Below are 17,790 nucleotides of genomic sequence, written 5' to 3' on the forward strand. Positions count from 1 at the left end.
TTTCGCCAATCCGTTGGTCCAGGAATACTAACCTGTCAGAGCAATTACCGTATTTATCGATATTCTGATGCTGGGCAGTGTGCCGGTGAAAATTCTAAGATACTGATGAGAGCGCCAGTCATGACGTTCCGGTCGATCGTTGCCATGAATATCGAAACATCAATGTTGCATTGCTTGACGAAATGTGATTGTTTGAATTAAGATTTGATGCGGTCGAAAACGCGATTCAAGACGTGGATGTTTTGGTGCCAGCGGTCGGTGAAATCCAAGAATGACATCTTTCTGTCTTGCGCCTTCAAGATATCTAAGCTGCCGATGTCTAAAGGCATGAAAAGCGTGTGACGATGCTCTGTGTTCATGTCGGCGACAGGCCGGGTTGCGATCTGCCAGAGTGGGATGTCCGGGTGACGTCGTTGCGCGTGCCGCCGCGGTCCTGCTGACCGGTCCGGCGCCGGGGGACGACGCGCATTCGGTAACATCCTCAAGTCCGGTCCCATGCTCTCGATCGAGGACGATCACGCGGATTGCGACGTGGAGCGGTGACGATGAGTGCGACGGAGAGTTACCTCGACAAGGACTTCGTGGTCGCCGATGCGGATTGCCGCATTCGCCGTGAGGACAACCTCATGGCGTATGAAATGCAGGGCGGCGATTTCAAGCGGATTCCGCAAGGCAGCCACATCCGGATCGATGCCGTGCGCGTCGTCCCGACGGGGAGCAACGGCCAGCTGATCTTCGGGCATGCGATCCTGAACGGTACTCCGGTGGGATGGACCTCCACCCGCAACCTCGAGGGCCGCTTCGTCAACGAGACGCTCGGTGAGGTCGCCCCCGAGGCCGGCGCGAGCCGCTACGGGCCCAACGCCGCTTGGTCGAGGGGCAAATATATTGGCCAGAAGACGCTCGTGTCGATCGTCGACGTCAGCCTGCATGTCGAGCGCATCGCGCTCGAGACCCTCGACGCCTATGTCCGGCTCGTCGATGCGGCGCGGGCAGACGGCGTGTCGGTCGCGATCAACAGCGCGTTCCGATCCTATGCCGAACAGAAGATCCTGTACGACGGCTTCCAGCATCATCTGCCCGGATACAACAAGGCGGCAAAACCTGGAAGTTCGAACCACCAGAGCGGCATCGCATTCGACATTCCGGTGGCCGGGGCGGCCGGACATCCGGTCTACGACTGGTTGACGCGCCATGCGCCGGATCACGGCTTCGTGCGGACCGTGAGCGGCGAGCCGTGGCACTGGGAATACCGTCCTGCTGACGCCGCGCAGGCCGTCGCCGACAACACGTTCAAGGTGCCGGGTATCGCGTAGGTGAGACGTCTTTGATCGTCGGGCGAGGAGTTGGGCGATGCCGATCTCGGGCAATGGCTGGGAATTGCACATCAGGAGACAGGGCGAGCAAAGTCGACATGGGCGAAAGCGGACGGTCGGAAGCTATCAGGTCTACCACGACGGAACGGCGCAGGCCCCTCTCAGCGGGACCTCCGTCGAGACCAAGGGGCCCGGGGACAACGCCGTCCGCGGCAACGGCCGCTGCGTCGAGGCCGGCCGCTACCCCCTGGCGACCCAGAACGGCTCGCACTACGTCACCCTCGGCTACCTCGTCAGCAGCGACCCTGACCAGACGCCGAAGCCCGGCCTCGAACTGCTCGAGACCGGCAACCGCACGGAGATTCTGGTCCATCCCGGGCACGGATTTCTGGCCAGCGTCGGTTGCATCAACCTGACGAGCGCCCTGGCGTCCGGCAGCACCGATATCCCGTTCGTCGACAGTCGAACCCGGGTCATCGCCGTGATCGACGACTTGAAGTCATATTGCGGGAGTCGGTTCCCGCATTATAATGGGCATCCGATCGCCAACTCCTGGGTCGTCATCGACGATGTGCCGAGCGGAAAATGACGCCCCCGCACGTCGGTCATTGACACTGACGGTGACTTTTCTTTGATCGCTGCCATGAGTGATCGCGCCGGTTCGCCGTCGGATGATGGTGGAGACCGGCCGTGCCGGTGCCTCACCGCCCGCCCAGCCGGAATGCCTTCGGCGTCACTCCTGTGAGCTTGCGGAAGGCCGTCGCCAGGTGGCTCTGGCTCGAGAAGCCGGTATCGAGCGCGATCGACGTGATGGTGTGGTCGGTCGCGCGCAGCATCGTCTTCGCCCGCTCGAGGCGCCGCGACAGCACGTACTGGTGCACCGTGGTGCCCCAGTGCTGCAGGACGGCGCGCGACAGCGAGCGCGGCGACGCGCCGATCGCGTCGGCGAGGGTCTCGAGCGAGAGATCCTCGGCGAGGCGCGCCTCGACGAGATCGCGCACGCGGCCGAGATCCGCCCGCTCCGGCAGCGCCGAATCCGGCCCTGCCCGCGACGAGCGGCCCTGCGCCGTGTAGCTCCGCACCAGGCGCACCACCATGGCGTGGACGAGTTCGTCCACGTAGAGGCTCGCGGAAGGATCAGGCGCCTCCCGCATCATCTCGAGGATCGCGAGCGCCAGCTGCTCGAGGAGCGGGTCGGCGGTGCCGAGCGGCACCTCGAGCTCGACCCGGCTGACGGAGGCGCTCCACATCCGGCGCGCAGTGTCGTCGATCAGGCCCTGGTCGAGATGCATCGCCAGCATCTCGGAGCGGCCGCGGCGCTGCCACTCGCTCTCGTCGTGGGCCGGGATCAGGTGGAACTGGCGCGGGCGCAGCGTGCTGCTCTCGGCCGGCCCGCCCCGGCCGATGCGCCGGCGGATCTGCGCCGGGCGGTTGACGCAGTAGCCCAGGCAGGGATTGCCGACCGGATCGAGCGTGCCGGTCCACGGCTCCACGGCGACGTGCTGCGCGTGGATGTGGCGCCAGCCCCGCCCGGTGCTGCGGGCGAGCGCGACGTTCTTCGGCCAGGCGCCGATGTCCCGCGCCTGCATCGTGGTGAGCGACATGGTCTCAGGTCCCGGTGCCTCGCCTCCCGGCCTGTCCCGCCCCCCTCGCTTCGCTGATCCCCGACCGGCTTCCGCTTGGCAGGCTTCCGTCTGGCTGCGCTTCGCTTGGCCGGATTTTGATCGAGGACGGCGGGATTTTGGAAGAACGCCTCGGCAGGGTACGGGCAGTCTTCCGCCTGAGCAAGTCATCGCTGGTAGAGAAGCAGGCAATCGGGTGCTCGTTTCTCGTCTAGATCGATCGATTTTCGGGCAGATCGCACGGTTGTCCGGCAGAAGCTTGGGCAGGCGTGCGGGTGTGGAGACCCAACCGAGATGTCCTCTCTCTTCAGCGAGCTCCGGGTCCGCGACGTGACGTTGCGCAACCGGATCGCGGTGTCGCCGATGACGCAGTTCTCGTCGCCGGACGGCCTCGTCACCGACTGGCACCTGGCGCATCTGGGCTCGAAGGCGGCGGGCGGCGCCGCGCTCGTGGTGGTCGAGCAGGCGGCGGTGGCGCCGGAGGGGCGCATGTCGACCCACTGCGCCGGGATCTGGAATGACGAGCAGGGAGAGGCGCTCGCCCGCATCGCCCGCTTCGTGTCCTCGGTGGGCTCCGTCCCGGGTATCCAGCTCGGCCATACCGGCCGGCGCGGCTGCGTCGAGCCGCCGTGGTGCGGCGGCGGGCACCTGCCGGAGGACCATCCCGATGCCTGGGAGGTGATCGGCCCCTCCGCCGACGCCTTCGGGGGGATCATGCCGCGGGTGCCGCGCGCGATGACTCACGACGACATCCGCACCGTGGTGCGCCACTACGCCGAGGCCGCGCGCCGGGCGCGCGAGGCCGGCTTCCAGTGGCTCGAGATCCACTGCGCCCACGGCTTCCTGCTCTCGAGCTTCTTCTCGCCGCTCGCCAACCGCCGCACGGACGAGTACGGCGGCGATTTTTCCGGCCGCAGCCGGCTCCTCGTCGAGGTGTTCGCGGCGGTGCGGGCGGAATGGCCCGAGCGGCTTCCGCTCTCGATGCGCTTCGGCGTCACCGAGTTCGTCCCCGGCGGCCAGACCCTCGACGAGTCGGTCGAGCTCGCCCGGCTGCTCGCGCCCCGCGGCCTCGACCTCGTCGACGTGTCGTTCGGCGGCAATTCCGGCCGGGCCCAGACCCCGTGGGACGAGGAGGGCTTCATGGTCCCAGCGGCCCAGCGCATCCGCGAGGCGGCGGGCGTACTGACCGCCGCCAACTGGAACCTTGCCGACCCGGTCTTCGCCGACGCGATCGTGCGGGAGGGGAAGATCGACCTCGTGATGCTCGGCCGGCCGATGCTCGCCAACCCGCACTGGCCGGTCTACGCCGCGATGGTGCTCGGCGAGGAGCGCCCCTACGACATGCTGCCGGTCCAGTTCAGCACCTGGCTCAACAAGTATCAGCGCAGCCGCGTCAACAACGGCTTCGGCCGCGTGGTCGGTGCTGGCACCGAAGATTTCCCGAAGGCGGCCGAGTAGCCGCGGATCGATTTCCCCTTTTCTTGCCGAAGAACGATGGAGGCCGAGCCATGTCCATGGACCGAACAATGATGCGAGGAGCCAACGACGACCTGCCGCAGGCGCGGCTCGGCTGGATCATGGCGGCGATCCAGACGCTGATCTATGCCGGCTTCGTCGGCACCTTCATCGCCTCGCCCGAGACGATGACCCGTCCGATCGCCCCCGGGATGGGGGTCACGGTCGCGACCGTCTTCGGGCTCCTCTGCATCCTGTCGACGATGGTGCTCACCGGCACCTACGTCCTCATCGCCAACCGCCTCACCGCGCGCTGACGGGAGCCCGACACCATGCCCGGATCCCTCGTCTCCCTCCTCGCCGGCCTCGCGCTGGCGGGCGCCGCCACCCCGGCGCTTGCGGCCGATGCCGCCGGCATGAACCCCGCCGCGGTGACGATGTTCGTCGCCATCGTGCTCACCACCCTCGGCATCACCTGGTGGGCGGCGCGGCGCGCCAGCTCCGCCGACCAGTTCTACGCCGCGGGCGGCCAGATCTCCGGCTTCCAGAACGGCATCGCGCTCGCCGGCGACATGATCTCGGCTGGCGCGCTCCTCGGGCTTGCCGGCCTCATCTGCGCCTCGGGCTTCGACGGGCTGATCTTCGCGGTCGGCTACGCGACGGGCCTGCCCTTCGTGGTCTTCCTGGTGGCCGAGCGCCTGCGCAAGCTCGGGCGCTACACGGTGGCCGACGTGCTCGCCACGCGCCTGTCCGAGACGCCGATCCGGATCTTCACCGCGGTCGCGACCCTCGTCATCGTGATGTTCTACCTCATCGCCCAGATGGTCGGGGCGGGCCAGCTGATCCGCCTCCTGTTCGGCCTCGACTACCTCTACGCGCAGATTCTCGTCGGCGCCCTGATGATCTGCTACGTGATGTTCGGCGGCATGGTGGCGACGACCTGGGTGCAGATCGTCAAGGCGGTGCTGCTGCTCAGCGCCGGCATCGCGATCTCGCTCCTCGTGCTGGCCTCGTTCGGCTTCAACTACAACGCGCTCGTCGCCCGGGCCATCGCCGTGCACCCGAAGCACGAGGGCATGATGATGCCGCAGGTCTATGCCGGCAGCGTCTGGCAATCCCTGTCGCTCGGCATGACCCTGATGCTCGGCACCGCCGGCCTCCCGCACGTGCTGATGCGCTTCTTCACCGTGCCGGATGCCCGGGCCGCCCGCGTCTCGGTGTTCTGGGCGGTGATGTGCCAGAGCGGCTTCTTCGCCCTCATCTTCGTCATCGGCTTCGGGGCGCTCGCCATCGTCGCCGGCGATCCGGCCTATCTCGACGCCAAGGGGGCGATCCGGGGCGGCGGCAACATGGCGACCGTCCACCTCTCCCACGCGCTCGGCGGCGACACCCTGATGGGCCTCGTCTCGGCGGTCGCCTTCGCGACGATCCTGGCGGTGGTGGCGGGGCTGACGCTGACCGGCGCCTCGGCGGTGAGCCACGACCTCTACGCCCGCATCCTCGGCCGGCAGAGCGCCACCGAGCGCAGCGAGATCCGGGTCTCGCGCCTCGCCACGGTCGGCCTCGGGCTGCTCTCGGTCCTGCTCGGCATCGCCTTCCAGAGCCAGAACGTCGCCTACATGATCAGCCTCGCCTACGCGGTGAGCTGCAGCTCGACCCTGCCGCTGCTGATCCTGGCCCTCTACTGGGGCGGGCTCACCACCCGCGGGGCGATCGCCGGCGGCGTCACCGGCCTCGTCGGCGCGGTCCTGCTCACGGTGCTGGGTCCGCCGGTCTGGGTGAAGGTGCTGGGCAACGCGGCCCCGATCTTCCCCCTCGACCCGCCGACCATCGTGACGATGCCGCTCGCCTTCCTGACCGCCGTCGCGGTCTCGGTGATGGACCGGCGCCGGGCGCCAGCGGCCGCGATGGCGCCGGCGGTGTCGGGGTGAGCCCGCGACCCGCCTCGCTCGGAAAGGCGGGACGTCGTCGGGAGTGCCGGCTGCGAAGACCCGATCAGGGATGCGTCCCGGAAGGGGCGCATCCCGGATCCAGTTTGCCGTATCGATCGATCTCCATCCCATCCGCGACCTCAGGATGAGGTTGCGGGTGGGGCAGGAAAGCAACTGCGGCGCTGCTCTCGCGAGCCGGACAGCTTCTCAGTTCGAGCGCCGCGACAGCGACACCGCGTAGGCCGGCGAGCGGATCGCGAACATCGGGTCGTCGGCCGGGCCGGCGATGCCCTCGGGCAGGTCGACCACCGGATCGAAGGTGGCGGCGTCGCAGGTGGCGTCGGGCTCGATGGCCGTGATCGACAGGGTGCCGAGCGTCTTCGTCTTGCGCTCGTCCTCCGGCCAGGTCGCGGTGACGTCGGTCGTCGGGTCGCCCGGCTCGGCCAGGATCGCCACGAGGTCGAACTTCGCCGGGCCTCGGGCCAGCCGCTCCTTCAACTCGTCGGCGTAGAAGCTGTCGGGCTTGGCCTTCAGCTCGTCGTCCGAGAGGGTCGCCTTGTCGGCCGCGACGAACTTGAGCTTGGCGGTCGTCTTGTCGCCCTTGGCGTTCGTCAGCGTGTAGGCGTGCACCGCCCAGTAATCGGTGCCCGCGAAGCTCGCCGGCACCGGGCGGGCGTTGAGCCAGGCCGCCTGGCGGCCGGTCTCAGGGTTCCTGGCCGCGAAGGCCTTGATCTTCTCGGCATCCGGCTTGCCGTCCGGCCCCGGCTGGCGGACCTGCAAGGCTTCCAGGAGCTGCGCCGGGGTCCTGGTCGAGAAGACCGGGGCCGAGATGATCACGAAGGTCAGGTCGCCGGACGGATCCGTCATCCGCATCGCGAAGCCGCGGGTCGTCGGCTTGGTCTTGTCCGAGATCTTCGGGTTGCCGCCGCCCATCGAGAAGCGGGCGGTGACCGGCACGGTCTTCGAGAATTGCGGCGCCTTCGACAGCGCGGCCGCGTCGGGCGCCGGCGCGAAGCTGCCCTTGAGGCAGACGCCCTTGGCGCCGCTCGCCCGCACGCCCTTGTGGTCGCCGCTGACCGCGAATTGCAGGGCCACGATGGCGCCGGGGTCGACCTCTTCGGCCTGCGAGGGCGCGACGAGAGAGGCCAGCACGGCCGCGCTGGCCAGGAGGGAGAGGGACCGGATCATGACGACGTTTCCTCGGGAGTACCGAGGGGCAGTTTGAATTGCGTGCAACCTTATGGCAAGACCGATTCCAGACTGTGCCTGGATGGTTTCCCGTCCGTGGCCGAGGGGATCAGGCCGCGCGCCGGAAGGCCGTGATCGCCCCCGCGAGGCGCCGCATCCCCTCGGCCAGCCGCTCCGGCCGGTTGAGGGTGAAGTTGAGCCGCATCGCCCGCCGGTTCGCCCCGGTGGCGTCGAAGACGCTGCTCGGCGCGTAGCAGATCCCGGCCGCGAGCGCGTGCGGGAGCAGCGCGTCGGTGTCGAGGGCCGGATCCCGAGCGACCGCCCAGACGAACATGCCGCCGACCGGCACCTCCCAGTCGAACCACGCGGACAGGTGTTCCGCGAGGGCGGCGCAGAGCGCGTCCCGGCGCGCCCGGTAGGTCGCGAGCACCGCCGGCCGGATCGCCTCGATGAGCCCGTCCTCGATCGCCGCGAGGGCGATGCGCTGCGTCACGCCGCTGGTGCACAGGTCGGAGCCCTGCTTGGCGAGCGTCAGCGCCTCGATCATCGCGGGCGCCGCGATGATCCAGCCGATGCGCAGGCCCGGCGCGATCTCCTTCGACAGCGTCCCCATGGCGACGACCGGGCCGGCATAGGGCTCGCCCGGTGCGGCTTCGGCCGACAATTCGATCAGGCGCGGCAGCGGCGCGCCGTCGTAGAGCAGGGTGCCGTAGGGGTCGTCCTCGACGAGCCAGGTGCCGGTCGCGTGCGCCGCCGCGACGAGGGCTTGCCGCGTCTCGAGGCCGACGAGGCGGCCGGTGGGATTGGAGAAGTTCGGCACCGCGTAGGCGAATTGCGCGCCCATGAGCGCATCTTGGAGCGCCGCGTGCGGGTCGAAGCCGGCTGCGTCGAGCACGAGGTTGCGGAACGACGGCGCGCGAGGGCGCCAGGCGTCGAGGGCGCCGAGATAGGTCGGGTACTGGCCGGCGATCAGCCCGCCCTCGTCCAGCAGCACCTTGCCCACGAGGTCGAGGCCCTGCATGCCGGAGGTCGTCACCAGCACGTTGTCGCGGGTCAGCGGCAGGGCGGGCGCGCTGAAGCGGCGGGCGAGGGCGTCGCGCAAGGCCGGCAGCCCCTCGATCGGTCCGTAGCCCAGGACCTCGTCCGGATGCGCGGCGACCGCCCGGCGAGCGATCTCGGCCAACCGATCGGTCGGGTAGATCTCCGGGTCGGGCAGGCCGCCCGCGACGTTGATCAGGTCGGGAATCGCGCCGGCGGCGAGGAAGGTCCGGGTGATCTGGTTCGTGGTGCCCATCCACCGGGCGAAGGCCGGCCGCGTCGCGGGGCGGCCGGGGAGGGGAGAGGGCAGCACCATGCGGTCGGCTCGCGGGGTTCGGGTGGCGTGCCCGGGCGCGGCGTCCGGGGAATTTCAGAGGATCTTACCGGACGCACGAAACATCCGGGCGATCACACATGATTTCCGCTCGATCCGCCCGAATAAAGATAGGGCCCCTCCCCCCTCTCCCGTGTGGGAGAGGGGCCGGGGGTGAGGGTGGCTCGGTTTCCGCAATGACCCTGAACCGTCGAGCTGCCAGCGCGACGCTCACAGCATTATACTGAAGCGTGTCACCCTCACCCCTACCCCTCTCCCACACGGGAGAGGGGATCCCGCGCCTGATCAATATTGGGACAGATCAAATCGAAACCGCATCGGCTCGTCACGCCGTCCCGGCGAATAGCGCGCCCGGCACCGCCGCCAGCAGGCTTCGCGTGTAGGGATGCTCCGGCGCCCGGAACAGCGCCTCGGTGCGGTTCATCTCGACGATCTCGCCCCGGTGCATCACCGCGATGCGGTCGCAGATCGTGGCCGCGACGCGCAGGTCGTGGGTGATGAACAGCATCGCGATGCCGAGGCGCTGCTTCAGATCCTCCAGGAGCGCCAGCACCTGCGCCTGGACCGAGACGTCGAGGGCCGAGACCGCCTCGTCGGCGACGAGCACGTCGGGCTCCATGGCGAGCGCCCGGGCGATGCCGATGCGCTGGCGCTGGCCGCCCGAGAAGGCGTTCGGGTAGCGCTCGGCGGCGCTCGGCGGCAGGCCGACGAGGTCGAGGAGCTCGCGCGCCCGGGCTCGCGCCTGGCGGGCCGGCGTGCCGTGGGCGATCGGGCCGCCGGCGATGATCTGCTCGACGGTGCGGCGGGGATTGAGCGAGGCGAAGGGATCCTGGAAGATCATCTGGATCCGCCGGCGCTCGTCGCGCAGAGACGTGGGCCCAAGCGCCGTGAAGTCGAGGCTGCCGAGGCGCACCGTGCCGCGGTCGGGCTCGATCAGGCGGATCGCCAGCCGCGCCGTCGTCGACTTGCCCGAGCCCGATTCGCCGACGAGGCCGAGGGTCTCGCCGCGGCGCAGGTCGAAGCCGACCTCCCTCACCGCCGCCACCACCCGCGGCTTGCCGAACAGGCCGGTGCGGGTCGCGTAGGTCTTGGCGAGGTTCGCCACCGAGAGGGCGACCGGCGCTGCGGTGATGGGTTCCCGCGGCGGCGGGGTCAGGCTCGGCACCGCGGCGAGGAGCGCCCGCGTGTAGGCGGCTTGCGGCGAGCGCAGGACCGCCTCGGCCGGGCCCGACTCGACCAGCCGGCCGCGCTGGAGCACCGCGACATGGTCGGCGATGTCCGCCACCACGCCGAAATCGTGGGTGATGAACAGGACCGCCATGTTGCGGCGCTGCTGCAAGTCGCGGATCAGCTTCAGGATCTGGGCCTGGGTCGTCACGTCCAGCGCCGTCGTCGGCTCGTCGGCGACGAGGATCGCGGGTTCGAGCGCCAGCGCCATGGCGATCATCGCCCGCTGGCGCTGCCCGCCCGAGAGCTGGTGCGGATAGGATCTCACGATCTGCTCTGGCGTCGGCAGGCCGACCTCGCGGGCGAGCGCCACCGCGCGCTCGCGCCGCTCCTTCTGGGTGAGCAGGTCGTGGGCCTCGAACATCTCGGCGATCTGGTCGCCGATGCGCATCACGGGGTTGAGCGCCGTCATCGGCTCCTGGAAGATCATCGCGATCCGCCGGCCGCGCAATTCGCGCCAGGCGCGCTCGTCGAGGCGCAGGAGGTCGCGGCCCTCGAACCGGATCTCGCCACCGGCGATCCGGAGCGCGCGGGGCAGGAGGCCGGTGAGCGCGTAGGCGCTCATCGACTTGCCCGAGCCCGATTCGCCGACGACGCAGAGGATCTTCCCGGGCACCAGGTCGAGGCTCAGATCCTCGACCGCGTGCGGCCGGTCGGCGCCCGCCGGCAGGGCGAGGGTCAGGTTGCGGATCTGGACGACCGGTTCGCTCATCGCTGCCCCTCAGGTGCCCGCCGGGCGGGCGGCTGTCGTGACGTGAAAACTGTCTGAGACCCTGTTCGCGTGCCGTGTGGCTTCTCCAGCCTGCGACCTCATCCTGAGGCGTCAGTCCATCGGAGATGGACTGACCTCGAAGGAGGGCTCCAGATCGCGCTGAGACTTCTGGAGCCTTCCTTCGAGGCTGTGCGATCTGTGATCGGCCAGCACCTCAGGATGAGGTCGCGGGTGGGGGACAACAGGCTTCGGATGTCAGGATGTCTGTCCCGCCGCCCGCCGCGCCGCCAGCACTGCCGGCCCGCTCTCGCCGAGATCCCAGAACAGGCCGGCCATCAGCCCCAGCGCCTCGCGGGTCTGCGGCCCGAGCAGGTGCTCGTCCGGGGCGTGCTGCGAGCAGGCCGGGTAGGAATGCGGCACCCAGAGCGTCGGCAGGCCGAGGATCTCCGAGAAGGCGTCGTTCGGCAGCGAGCCGCCGAGATTGGGCAGCAAAGCCGGGCGCTTGCCCGTGCTCTCGGCGATCGAGGCCAGGGCGAAGGCGACCCACGGATCCTCGACCGGCAGGCGCGTGGCGCGGAAGACCTCGGTGCGGGTCGCCCGCACCTCGACCATCGGAAAGCCCTTGGCGTCGAGGTGCCGGCGGAGCGCCGGCAGGATGCCCTCCCAGTCGGTGCCGACGACGAAGCGCAGCTGCAGGGTCGCCTTGGCGGAGGGCGGCACGGCGTTCTGCGGGCCGTCCGGATCGCCGCACTTGAAGGCCAGCACTTCCAGGGTGTTCCAGGCGAAGACACGCTCGGCCGGGGTCAGGCCCGGCTCGCCCCAGCCCTCATCGATCGCCGGCGCGTTCGGGTCGCCCCCGACCGTGATGTCGGCGAGCGCCGCGCGCACGCCCTCGGGGATCGGCGGCGGCCGCAGGGCATCGAGGAGGATGCGGCCCTGCCCGTCGACGAGGCTGGCGATGGCGCTCGCCAGCACGGTGCCGGGGTTGCGCAGGAGCCCGCCCCAGTTGCCCGAGTGGTGACCGCCCTCGCGCAGGTCGACCACCAGCTCGAAGGTGTAGCCGCCGCGGGAGCCGAGGAACATCGTCGGCCGCGCGGCCTCGATCCGCGGCCCGTCGGAGGCGATGAGAAGGTCGGACTTCAGCGCCGAGGCCTCCGCCCGACAGACCTCGCGCAGGCCCGGCGAGCCGGCCTCCTCGCCCATCTCGATCAGCAGCGTGACGTTGAAGCCGAGTGTCCCCCCGCGCGCGCGCATCACGGCGTCCAGCGCGCCGAGGTTGATCAGGTGCTGGCCCTTGTTGTCGGCGGTGCCGCGCCCGTACCAGCGCTCGCCCTCGACCACGACCTCGAGCGGGTGCAGGCCGCTGCGCCACTGCTCGGGGTAGTTCCTTACCGTGTCGCCGTGGCCGTAGGTCAGCATCGTCGGCAGGTCGTCGCCCTCGTGCCGGGTGGCGATCAGGAACGGCCCTTGCCCCGGCTTCGGGTTGTCGACGAGGCGGGTCTCGAAGCCGAGCCGCGACACCAGCGGGACGACGAACTCGGTGAGGTAGGCGGCGAGGTGCGGCCCCTGGTCGGGGGCCTGGCTCTCGGTCGGCAGGGAAACCGCCCGGCGGAGCACGGCGAGGAAGCCGCCGTCGTCGTAGTGCTGATGGGCCAGCGCGATGGCATCGCGTCGCGACATGGGGAGGACTTTCTGTACGCGGGTGGGACGGGAACGATGTTCGGGCTTGTTCGAGGGTGGGCGGAACCCCGGTCGAATTCCTTTGTCCCACCTTGAACCTCATCCTGAGGTGCCGGCGATCGGAGATCGCTGAGCCTCGAAGGAGGGCTCCAGTTGGCCCTGAGATCTCTGGAGTCCTCCTTCGAGGCCGCGACGCGGAGCGATCTTCGATCGCCGGCACCTCAGGATGAGGATCAGGGTTGGAAGGTAGGCGAGGATCTGCTGGCCATCCCTCAATGCCGCCCCTCCGGCGCCGTGATGTCCCGCACCCCGTCGCCCAGGAGGTTGATGCCGAGCACCAGGACCAGGAGCGCCACGCCCGGGATGGTGATGACCCAGGGCTGGAAGAACATGTACTGCTTGCCCTCGGCGATCATCAGCCCCCAGGAGGGCAGCGGCGGCTGCACGCCGAGGCCCAGGAAGGAGAGTGCGGCCTCGAGCAGGATCGCGTGCGCCATCTCCAGCGTCGCCACCACGATCAGCGCGTTGAGGATGTTGGGCAGGATCTCCTGGGCGAGGATCCGCACCGGGCCGAAGCCCGCGGCGCGGGCGGCGGCCACGAAGTCCTGGGCGCGCACCTGCCGGGTCGCCGCGCGGGTGACCACCGCGAACCGGTCCCAGAGCAGGAAGCCGAGCACCAGCACCACCACCTTGAGCGAGCCACCGACGAGGGACGCCATGGCGAGCGCCACCAGAACCACCGGCATCGCCAGCCGCGTGGTGACAACGTAGCTCACCACCGCGTCGACCCGGCCGCCATAGTAGCCCGCCAGCACCCCGAGGGTGGTGCCGATGATCCCGGAGATCAGGGCGGCGGAGAGCCCGATCAGCAGCGAGATCTGGCTGCCGTAGATCAGGCGGCTGAGGTAGTCGCGCCCGAGCTTGTCGGTGCCGAGCAGGTGCGCGACGCCGCCCTTGGCGTGCCAGACGGGCGGGATCAGGCGGCGCGAGACGTCCTGGGCGTAGGGATCGTGCGGGGCGATGAGCGGGGCGGCCAGCGCCGCCAACACGATGAAGCCGACGATGGCCGCCCCGATCAGGAAGCCGCCGTGGGACAGGCCGCGCCGGAGCGCGATCGCCGCCGGCGAGCGCGCCGGAGGCAGGGCGACCTCGGCGGGGGCCGGCGTGAGGGTGGCGGGGCGAGGCGTCATGTGCGCAGCCGCGGATCCAGGAGGGCGTTGAGCAGGTCGGCGGCCAGCGTCAGGGCGATGTAGATCATCGCCAGGACCAGCACGATCGCCTGGACCACGGGGAAGTCGTTGCGGGCGATCGATTCCCAGGCGAGCTGGCCGAGGCCCTGGAGCGAGAAGACCGCCTCGATCACGATCGAGCCGCCGAGCATGAAGCCGAACTGGACGGCGGCGAGGGCGATCACCGGGATCACGGCGTTGCGCAACGCATGGCGGACCAGGATCTTGCGCGGGGCTAAGCCCTTCGCCCGGGCGGTGCGGACGTAGTCGGAGGACAAAACCTCCAGCATGCCGTTGCGGGTGAGCCGCATCACCGCCGGCATGGCGTAGTAGCCGAGCGCGACCGCCGGCAGCACGAAGTGCTTCCAGGTCGCGTTGCCGGAGACCGGCAGCCAGCGCAGGTTGACGGAAAAAATCAGGATCAGGGTGAGGCCGAACCAGAAGCTCGGCATCGCCTGGCCGAGCACCGAGACGGCGAGCGCCGCCCGGTCGAGCCAGGTGTCGCGGTGGAACGCCGCCAGCACCCCGAGGGGGATCGCGACGAGGAGCGCCACCGCGAGCGCGATGACCCCGAGGGTCAGGGTCACCGGCATGCGCGCGGCGACGAGGTCGGTCACGTGCTCGGGGAAGTAGAACGAGCGCCCGAAATCGAGGTGGAGCGCCCGCCAGGCCCAGGCCGCGTATTGCACGATCAGCGGCCGGTCGAGCCCGTGCTGCGCACGGATCGCCGCGATCTGCTCGCCGATGGCCTCCGGGCCGGCGATGGCGGTGGCGATGTCGCCCGAGAGGTGCAGCAGCACGAAGCTCGCGACCGAGACGGTCAGCGCGACGCTGACCGCGACGAGGATGCGGCGGAGCGCGAAGGCGAGCATCGTCCCCTCACTTCCACGACGCCGCGTAGAAGCGCGGCACCTCGTCGGCCTGGGCGGTGAAGGCGAGGTCCCGGCTGAAGGCGTAGTTCGACGGGTAGGAGAACATCGGCACGACGTAGGCCTCACCGGCGATGCGCGCGAGCGCCTCTGCGTACTTGGCCTTGCGGGCGGCCGGATCGCTGCCGGTGTCGCCGGCCTGGAGTGTCGCGATCACCGCGGGATCGCGGGCGAGGTCCTCCTCGCCGCCCCGGAAGTAGATGCCGGTGAAGGCCGAGACGTCGTTGATCGAGAACGAGCCCCAGGTCTGGAAGCCGATCGAGGTCTTGCCGCCCCGCAGCGCATCCCGGAAGGCGGCATAGCGCAGGTAGTTGAGCTTCGCCCGGATGCCGACGGCGCGCAGGTAGCCGATCACCGCCTCGGCGTAGTCGCGCTCGCGATAGGCCGCGAGGTCGATCTCGAAGCCGTTCGGGTAGCCCGCTTCCTTGAGGAGCGCGCGCGCCTTGGCCGGGTCGTAGGCGTAAGCCGGCACGCCCGCGTCCGTGCAGCCGAACTGGTCGATGAAGCAGGCGGCGTTCATCACCCGGGCGCCGCCGCGCACCAGGTTGTCGACCATCGCCTTGCGGTCGATGGCGTGAAAGATCGCCCGGCGCACGCGGGCGTCCTTGATCGGCGAGTTCTCCATCGCCCGGCCCTGCACGTCGAATTGCAGGAAGCCGACCCGCATCGTCTCGGCGGAGAGCACGGTCAGGGTCGGGTCGTTCTTGAGCTGCTCGGCCTGGTCGGTCGGCACGCGCCAGATCCAGTCGACGCCGCCGGTCATCAGCTCGGCCATCCGGCTGTCGCCGTCCGGGATCACCCGGAACTCGAGCTTGCCGATCTTCGGCCGCCCGAGCGGGCTGCCCGGCCAGTATTTGTCGTTGCGTACCATCCGGACGCCCTTGCCGCTCTCGACGGCGACGATGCGGTAGGGCCCGGTGCCGACCGGCGCCTTGCTGAAGCCGTCGAGGCCGACTTTTTTGAAGTAGGCGGCCGGAAAGATCGGGGTCGGGCCCGAGAGGTATTCGAGGGCGGCCGGGAACGGGGCCTTGAGGTGGATCCGCACGCTGTGCGGGCCGGTCACCTCCGTCGCCTTCATCCAGTCGACGTTGCCCTTGGTGACGATCTTCGCCTCGGGCGTCAGCACGTAGTTGAACGTGAAGGCGACGTCCTCGGGCGTCAGGGGATCGCCGTTGTGGAAGGTCACGCCCTCGCGGATCGTCAGGTCCAGGGTCACCGGGTCGACCCAGGTCCAGGCCGTGGCGAGCTGCGGCTGGTGCTCGCCGGTCTTCGGGTCGCGGTGGATCAGCGTGTCCCAGACGTTGCGGGCCAGGATCACGCCCTCGCGCACGCTGTTGTGGTAGGGGCTCAGGTTCTCCGGCTCGCTGTCCGAGGCGTAGACCAGGGTGTCGTTGGCCTTGGCCGCAAGCGCCGGGCCGGCGAGGCCGGCGAGGAGGAGGCCCGCGAGGAGCGCGCCCATTCCGCGCATCGTCCCCACCCGCACCCGGCCCGCGTCGATCCGTATCGGCATGTCGGCTCCGCCTCGTCGAGGGCAGCGCGGGCGCCCGGGCCCGTCATGCTGCACTGCCACATTCTTCACCCTGCCAGGATGTTGCGCAGATCCGATCGCAGCAAGACGAATTTGTCGATAGCTTCGTTGCCGAAACGGCAAGGCAGAGCGGCATCGATGCAGACGACGGCGTTGCGCTACTTCCTGGCGGTCGCGCGCGACGGCACGATCGCGGCGGCCTCCGCCCGGCTCAACGTCGCGCCTTCGGCGATCAGCCGGCAGATCGCCAACCTCGAGGCCGAGCTCGCCTGCCTGCTGTTCGAGCGCCGTCCGCGCGGCATGGTCTTGAGCCCGGCCGGCGAGCTCCTGGCCGGCCACGCCCGCCAAGTCCTGTCGAGCGCCGAGCAGGTCGTCACCGAGATCCGCGAGCTCGAAGGGTTGTGGCGCGGCCTCGTGCGCGTCGCCACCACCGAGGCCTTCGCGATCGAGCTCGTGCCGGGCGTGGTGGCGGAGTTCCACGCCCGCCACCCGGGCATCCGGTTCGAGCTCGCCGTGCTGCCGCCGGCCCAGGTCACCCACCGGGTGGTCCAGGGCGACGCCGATCTCGGGCTCACCTTCAGCCTGGCGCCCTCCGGCGACATTGCGGTGGCCTACCGCCACAGCCTCGACATGGTGGCGCTCTGCGCCCCCGACCATCCGCTGGCGGGGCGACGCCTCGTCGGCCTTGCCGATATCGCCGCCTACCCGGTCGCCCTCCTGCCCCGCGACACCACCCTGCGCACCATCCTGGACGCGGCCTGCGCCGAGGAGGGCATCCGGATCGAGCCGGCGCTGAGCGCGAACGTCCTCTCGGCCCTCATGCCCTTCGTGCACCGCAGCCGCGGCCTCACCCTGGTGTCCTCGATCGCGCTCCAGGGCCAGGTCGCCCGCGGCGAGCTTCGGGCGCTGCCGATCCGGTCGCGCCGCAGCCTCGCCCGCGGCATCGAGGTCCAGACCATGCGCGACCGGCGCCTGCCGCGGGCGGTGCAGGCGTTCCTGGCCGCGCTCGTCGCGGCGTTGCCGCCGGTGCGAGATTAGAGCGATCCGAACCTGCCGGCTGCACTTGACGGACGAGCGTATCGCGCCGAGGATGACTGGACAGAGTCGGTCGATCCGGCTCGCCGGAAGGGATCTTGACCCGCCTTGCGCTCCGCTCTGCTTGACGAGACGTCCGCCGGCCCGGGCGCGATCCCGGCGCGATGACCTCGATCGCGGGCCTGCCCGACTTCCTGCTCTATCTCGCCGCCGCGGCGGGGCTGACCGGCCTCTACCTGACGGTCTACACCCTCGCCACGGCGCATAACGAGGTCGCGCTGATCCGCCGGGACGTGTCGGCCGCGTCGGTCGCCCTCGGCGGCAGCCTGCTCGGCTTCACCCTGCCGCTGGCGGTGGCGATCTACAACGCCCGCTCCCTGCTCGACTGCTTGGTCTGGGGCCTCGTCGCCCTGGTGGTGCAGATCGCGGTCTACTGGCTGGTCCGCCTCGCGGTGCCGGACCTGTCGCGGCGGATCGAGGACGACCGGGCGGCCGCCGCCATCCTGCTCGGGGCCGCCTCCCTCGCCGGCGGCGTCGTGAATGCCGCCGCGATGACCTATTGAGGC

At 69.9% G+C, this 17,790-nt stretch carries 15 protein-coding genes; 7 read left to right on the forward strand and 8 right to left on the reverse strand.

Annotated elements, in window-relative coordinates:
- Window positions 1-545: 545 nt before the first annotated feature.
- Window positions 546-1,316, forward strand: a complete 771-nt coding sequence (locus tag EU555_RS16630; protein WP_135416005.1) for a M15 family metallopeptidase — start codon at window positions 546-548, stop codon at window positions 1,314-1,316.
- Between the two features lie 37 nt (window positions 1,317-1,353).
- Window positions 1,354-1,905 (forward strand): hypothetical protein, encoded by a 552-nt coding sequence (locus EU555_RS16635; RefSeq protein WP_135416007.1) that lies wholly within the window; start codon window positions 1,354-1,356, stop codon window positions 1,903-1,905.
- 112 nt (window positions 1,906-2,017) lie between these two features.
- Here the strand turns inward: EU555_RS16635 and EU555_RS16640 are convergent, their stop codons facing one another.
- The gene (locus tag EU555_RS16640) at window positions 2,018-2,920 is read right to left on the reverse strand and encodes a helix-turn-helix domain-containing protein (RefSeq protein WP_135416009.1); all 903 of its coding nucleotides are present in this window, start codon (window positions 2,918-2,920) and stop codon (window positions 2,018-2,020) included.
- A 312-nt stretch (window positions 2,921-3,232) separates the two neighbouring features.
- Here EU555_RS16640 and EU555_RS16645 point away from each other — a divergent pair, with 312 nt between their 5' ends.
- The 3 genes from EU555_RS16645 to EU555_RS16655 all read left to right on the forward strand — a co-directional run bounded on the left by EU555_RS16645 (window position 3,233) and on the right by EU555_RS16655 (window position 6,324).
- On the forward strand, window positions 3,233-4,396 hold the full coding sequence (locus EU555_RS16645; RefSeq protein WP_135416011.1) for an NADH:flavin oxidoreductase/NADH oxidase: 1,164 nt from the start codon (window positions 3,233-3,235) through the stop codon (window positions 4,394-4,396).
- A 68-nt stretch (window positions 4,397-4,464) separates the two neighbouring features.
- On the forward strand, window positions 4,465-4,710 hold the full coding sequence (locus EU555_RS16650) for a DUF485 domain-containing protein (protein WP_245524334.1): 246 nt from the start codon (window positions 4,465-4,467) through the stop codon (window positions 4,708-4,710).
- Window positions 4,711-4,725: 15 nt separating this feature from the next.
- Window positions 4,726-6,324, forward strand: a complete 1,599-nt coding sequence (locus tag EU555_RS16655; protein WP_135416015.1) for a sodium:solute symporter family transporter — start codon at window positions 4,726-4,728, stop codon at window positions 6,322-6,324.
- Window positions 6,325-6,531: 207 nt separating this feature from the next.
- Here the strand turns inward: EU555_RS16655 and EU555_RS16660 are convergent, their stop codons facing one another.
- The 7 genes from EU555_RS16660 to EU555_RS16690 form a co-directional block, all read right to left on the reverse strand.
- Window positions 6,532-7,512, reverse strand: a complete 981-nt coding sequence (locus EU555_RS16660; RefSeq protein WP_135416017.1) for a catalase family peroxidase — start codon at window positions 7,510-7,512, stop codon at window positions 6,532-6,534.
- Window positions 7,513-7,621: 109 nt separating this feature from the next.
- On the reverse strand, window positions 7,622-8,866 hold the full coding sequence (locus EU555_RS16665) for an aminotransferase-like domain-containing protein (RefSeq protein WP_135416019.1): 1,245 nt from the start codon (window positions 8,864-8,866) through the stop codon (window positions 7,622-7,624).
- A 343-nt stretch (window positions 8,867-9,209) separates the two neighbouring features.
- Window positions 9,210-10,823, reverse strand: a complete 1,614-nt coding sequence (locus EU555_RS16670) for an ABC transporter ATP-binding protein (RefSeq protein ID WP_135416021.1) — start codon at window positions 10,821-10,823, stop codon at window positions 9,210-9,212.
- Window positions 10,824-11,078: 255 nt separating this feature from the next.
- Complete coding sequence (locus tag EU555_RS16675) at window positions 11,079-12,503, reverse strand: M20 family metallopeptidase (RefSeq protein WP_135416023.1); 1,425 nt, start codon at window positions 12,501-12,503, stop codon at window positions 11,079-11,081.
- Between the two features lie 272 nt (window positions 12,504-12,775).
- Complete coding sequence (locus EU555_RS16680; RefSeq protein ID WP_135416025.1) at window positions 12,776-13,693, reverse strand: ABC transporter permease; 918 nt, start codon at window positions 13,691-13,693, stop codon at window positions 12,776-12,778.
- Window positions 13,690-14,604, reverse strand: a complete 915-nt coding sequence (locus EU555_RS16685) for an ABC transporter permease (protein WP_135416027.1) — start codon at window positions 14,602-14,604, stop codon at window positions 13,690-13,692. The genes EU555_RS16680 and EU555_RS16685 overlap by 4 nt, the downstream gene beginning before the upstream one ends.
- 7 nt (window positions 14,605-14,611) lie before the next feature.
- Complete coding sequence (locus tag EU555_RS16690) at window positions 14,612-16,129, reverse strand: ABC transporter substrate-binding protein (RefSeq protein WP_135416168.1); 1,518 nt, start codon at window positions 16,127-16,129, stop codon at window positions 14,612-14,614.
- A 198-nt stretch (window positions 16,130-16,327) separates the two neighbouring features.
- Here EU555_RS16690 and EU555_RS16695 point away from each other — a divergent pair, with 198 nt between their 5' ends.
- Together EU555_RS16695 and EU555_RS16700 are read left to right on the forward strand one after the other, a co-directional pair.
- Window positions 16,328-17,227 carry a LysR family transcriptional regulator gene (locus EU555_RS16695; protein WP_135416029.1) on the forward strand — a complete coding sequence of 300 codons (900 nt, stop codon included), beginning with the start codon at window positions 16,328-16,330 and terminating at the stop codon, window positions 17,225-17,227.
- 161 nt (window positions 17,228-17,388) lie between these two features.
- A complete protein-coding gene (locus EU555_RS16700) occupies window positions 17,389-17,787 on the forward strand; it encodes a DUF350 domain-containing protein (RefSeq protein ID WP_135416031.1) in 399 nt (132 codons plus the stop codon).
- The last annotated feature ends 3 nt before the right edge of the window (window positions 17,788-17,790 follow it).

Source organism: Methylobacterium nonmethylotrophicum (genome assembly GCF_004745635.1).
Lineage (GTDB): Bacteria > Pseudomonadota > Alphaproteobacteria > Rhizobiales > Beijerinckiaceae > Methylobacterium > Methylobacterium nonmethylotrophicum.

Coding starts and splice junctions, on each gene's coding strand:
- EU555_RS16695 (WP_135416029.1), top strand. CDS start 16,328: ATGCAGACGACGGCGTTGCGCTACTTCCTGGCGGTCGCGCGCGACGGC.
- EU555_RS16700 (WP_135416031.1), top strand. CDS start 17,389: ATGACCTCGATCGCGGGCCTGCCCGACTTCCTGCTCTATCTCGCCGCC.
- EU555_RS16630 (WP_135416005.1), top strand. CDS start 546: ATGAGTGCGACGGAGAGTTACCTCGACAAGGACTTCGTGGTCGCCGAT.
- EU555_RS16650 (WP_245524334.1), top strand. CDS start 4,465: ATGATGCGAGGAGCCAACGACGACCTGCCGCAGGCGCGGCTCGGCTGG.
- EU555_RS16685 (WP_135416027.1), bottom strand. CDS start 14,604: ATGCTCGCCTTCGCGCTCCGCCGCATCCTCGTCGCGGTCAGCGTCGCG.
- EU555_RS16680 (WP_135416025.1), bottom strand. CDS start 13,693: ATGACGCCTCGCCCCGCCACCCTCACGCCGGCCCCCGCCGAGGTCGCC.
- EU555_RS16655 (WP_135416015.1), top strand. CDS start 4,726: ATGCCCGGATCCCTCGTCTCCCTCCTCGCCGGCCTCGCGCTGGCGGGC.
- EU555_RS16670 (WP_135416021.1), bottom strand. CDS start 10,823: ATGAGCGAACCGGTCGTCCAGATCCGCAACCTGACCCTCGCCCTGCCG.
- EU555_RS16665 (WP_135416019.1), bottom strand. CDS start 8,866: ATGGTGCTGCCCTCTCCCCTCCCCGGCCGCCCCGCGACGCGGCCGGCC.
- EU555_RS16690 (WP_135416168.1), bottom strand. CDS start 16,129: ATGCGCGGAATGGGCGCGCTCCTCGCGGGCCTCCTCCTCGCCGGCCTC.
- EU555_RS16640 (WP_135416009.1), bottom strand. CDS start 2,920: ATGTCGCTCACCACGATGCAGGCGCGGGACATCGGCGCCTGGCCGAAG.
- EU555_RS16675 (WP_135416023.1), bottom strand. CDS start 12,503: ATGTCGCGACGCGATGCCATCGCGCTGGCCCATCAGCACTACGACGAC.
- EU555_RS16645 (WP_135416011.1), top strand. CDS start 3,233: ATGTCCTCTCTCTTCAGCGAGCTCCGGGTCCGCGACGTGACGTTGCGC.
- EU555_RS16635 (WP_135416007.1), top strand. CDS start 1,354: ATGCCGATCTCGGGCAATGGCTGGGAATTGCACATCAGGAGACAGGGC.
- EU555_RS16660 (WP_135416017.1), bottom strand. CDS start 7,512: ATGATCCGGTCCCTCTCCCTCCTGGCCAGCGCGGCCGTGCTGGCCTCT.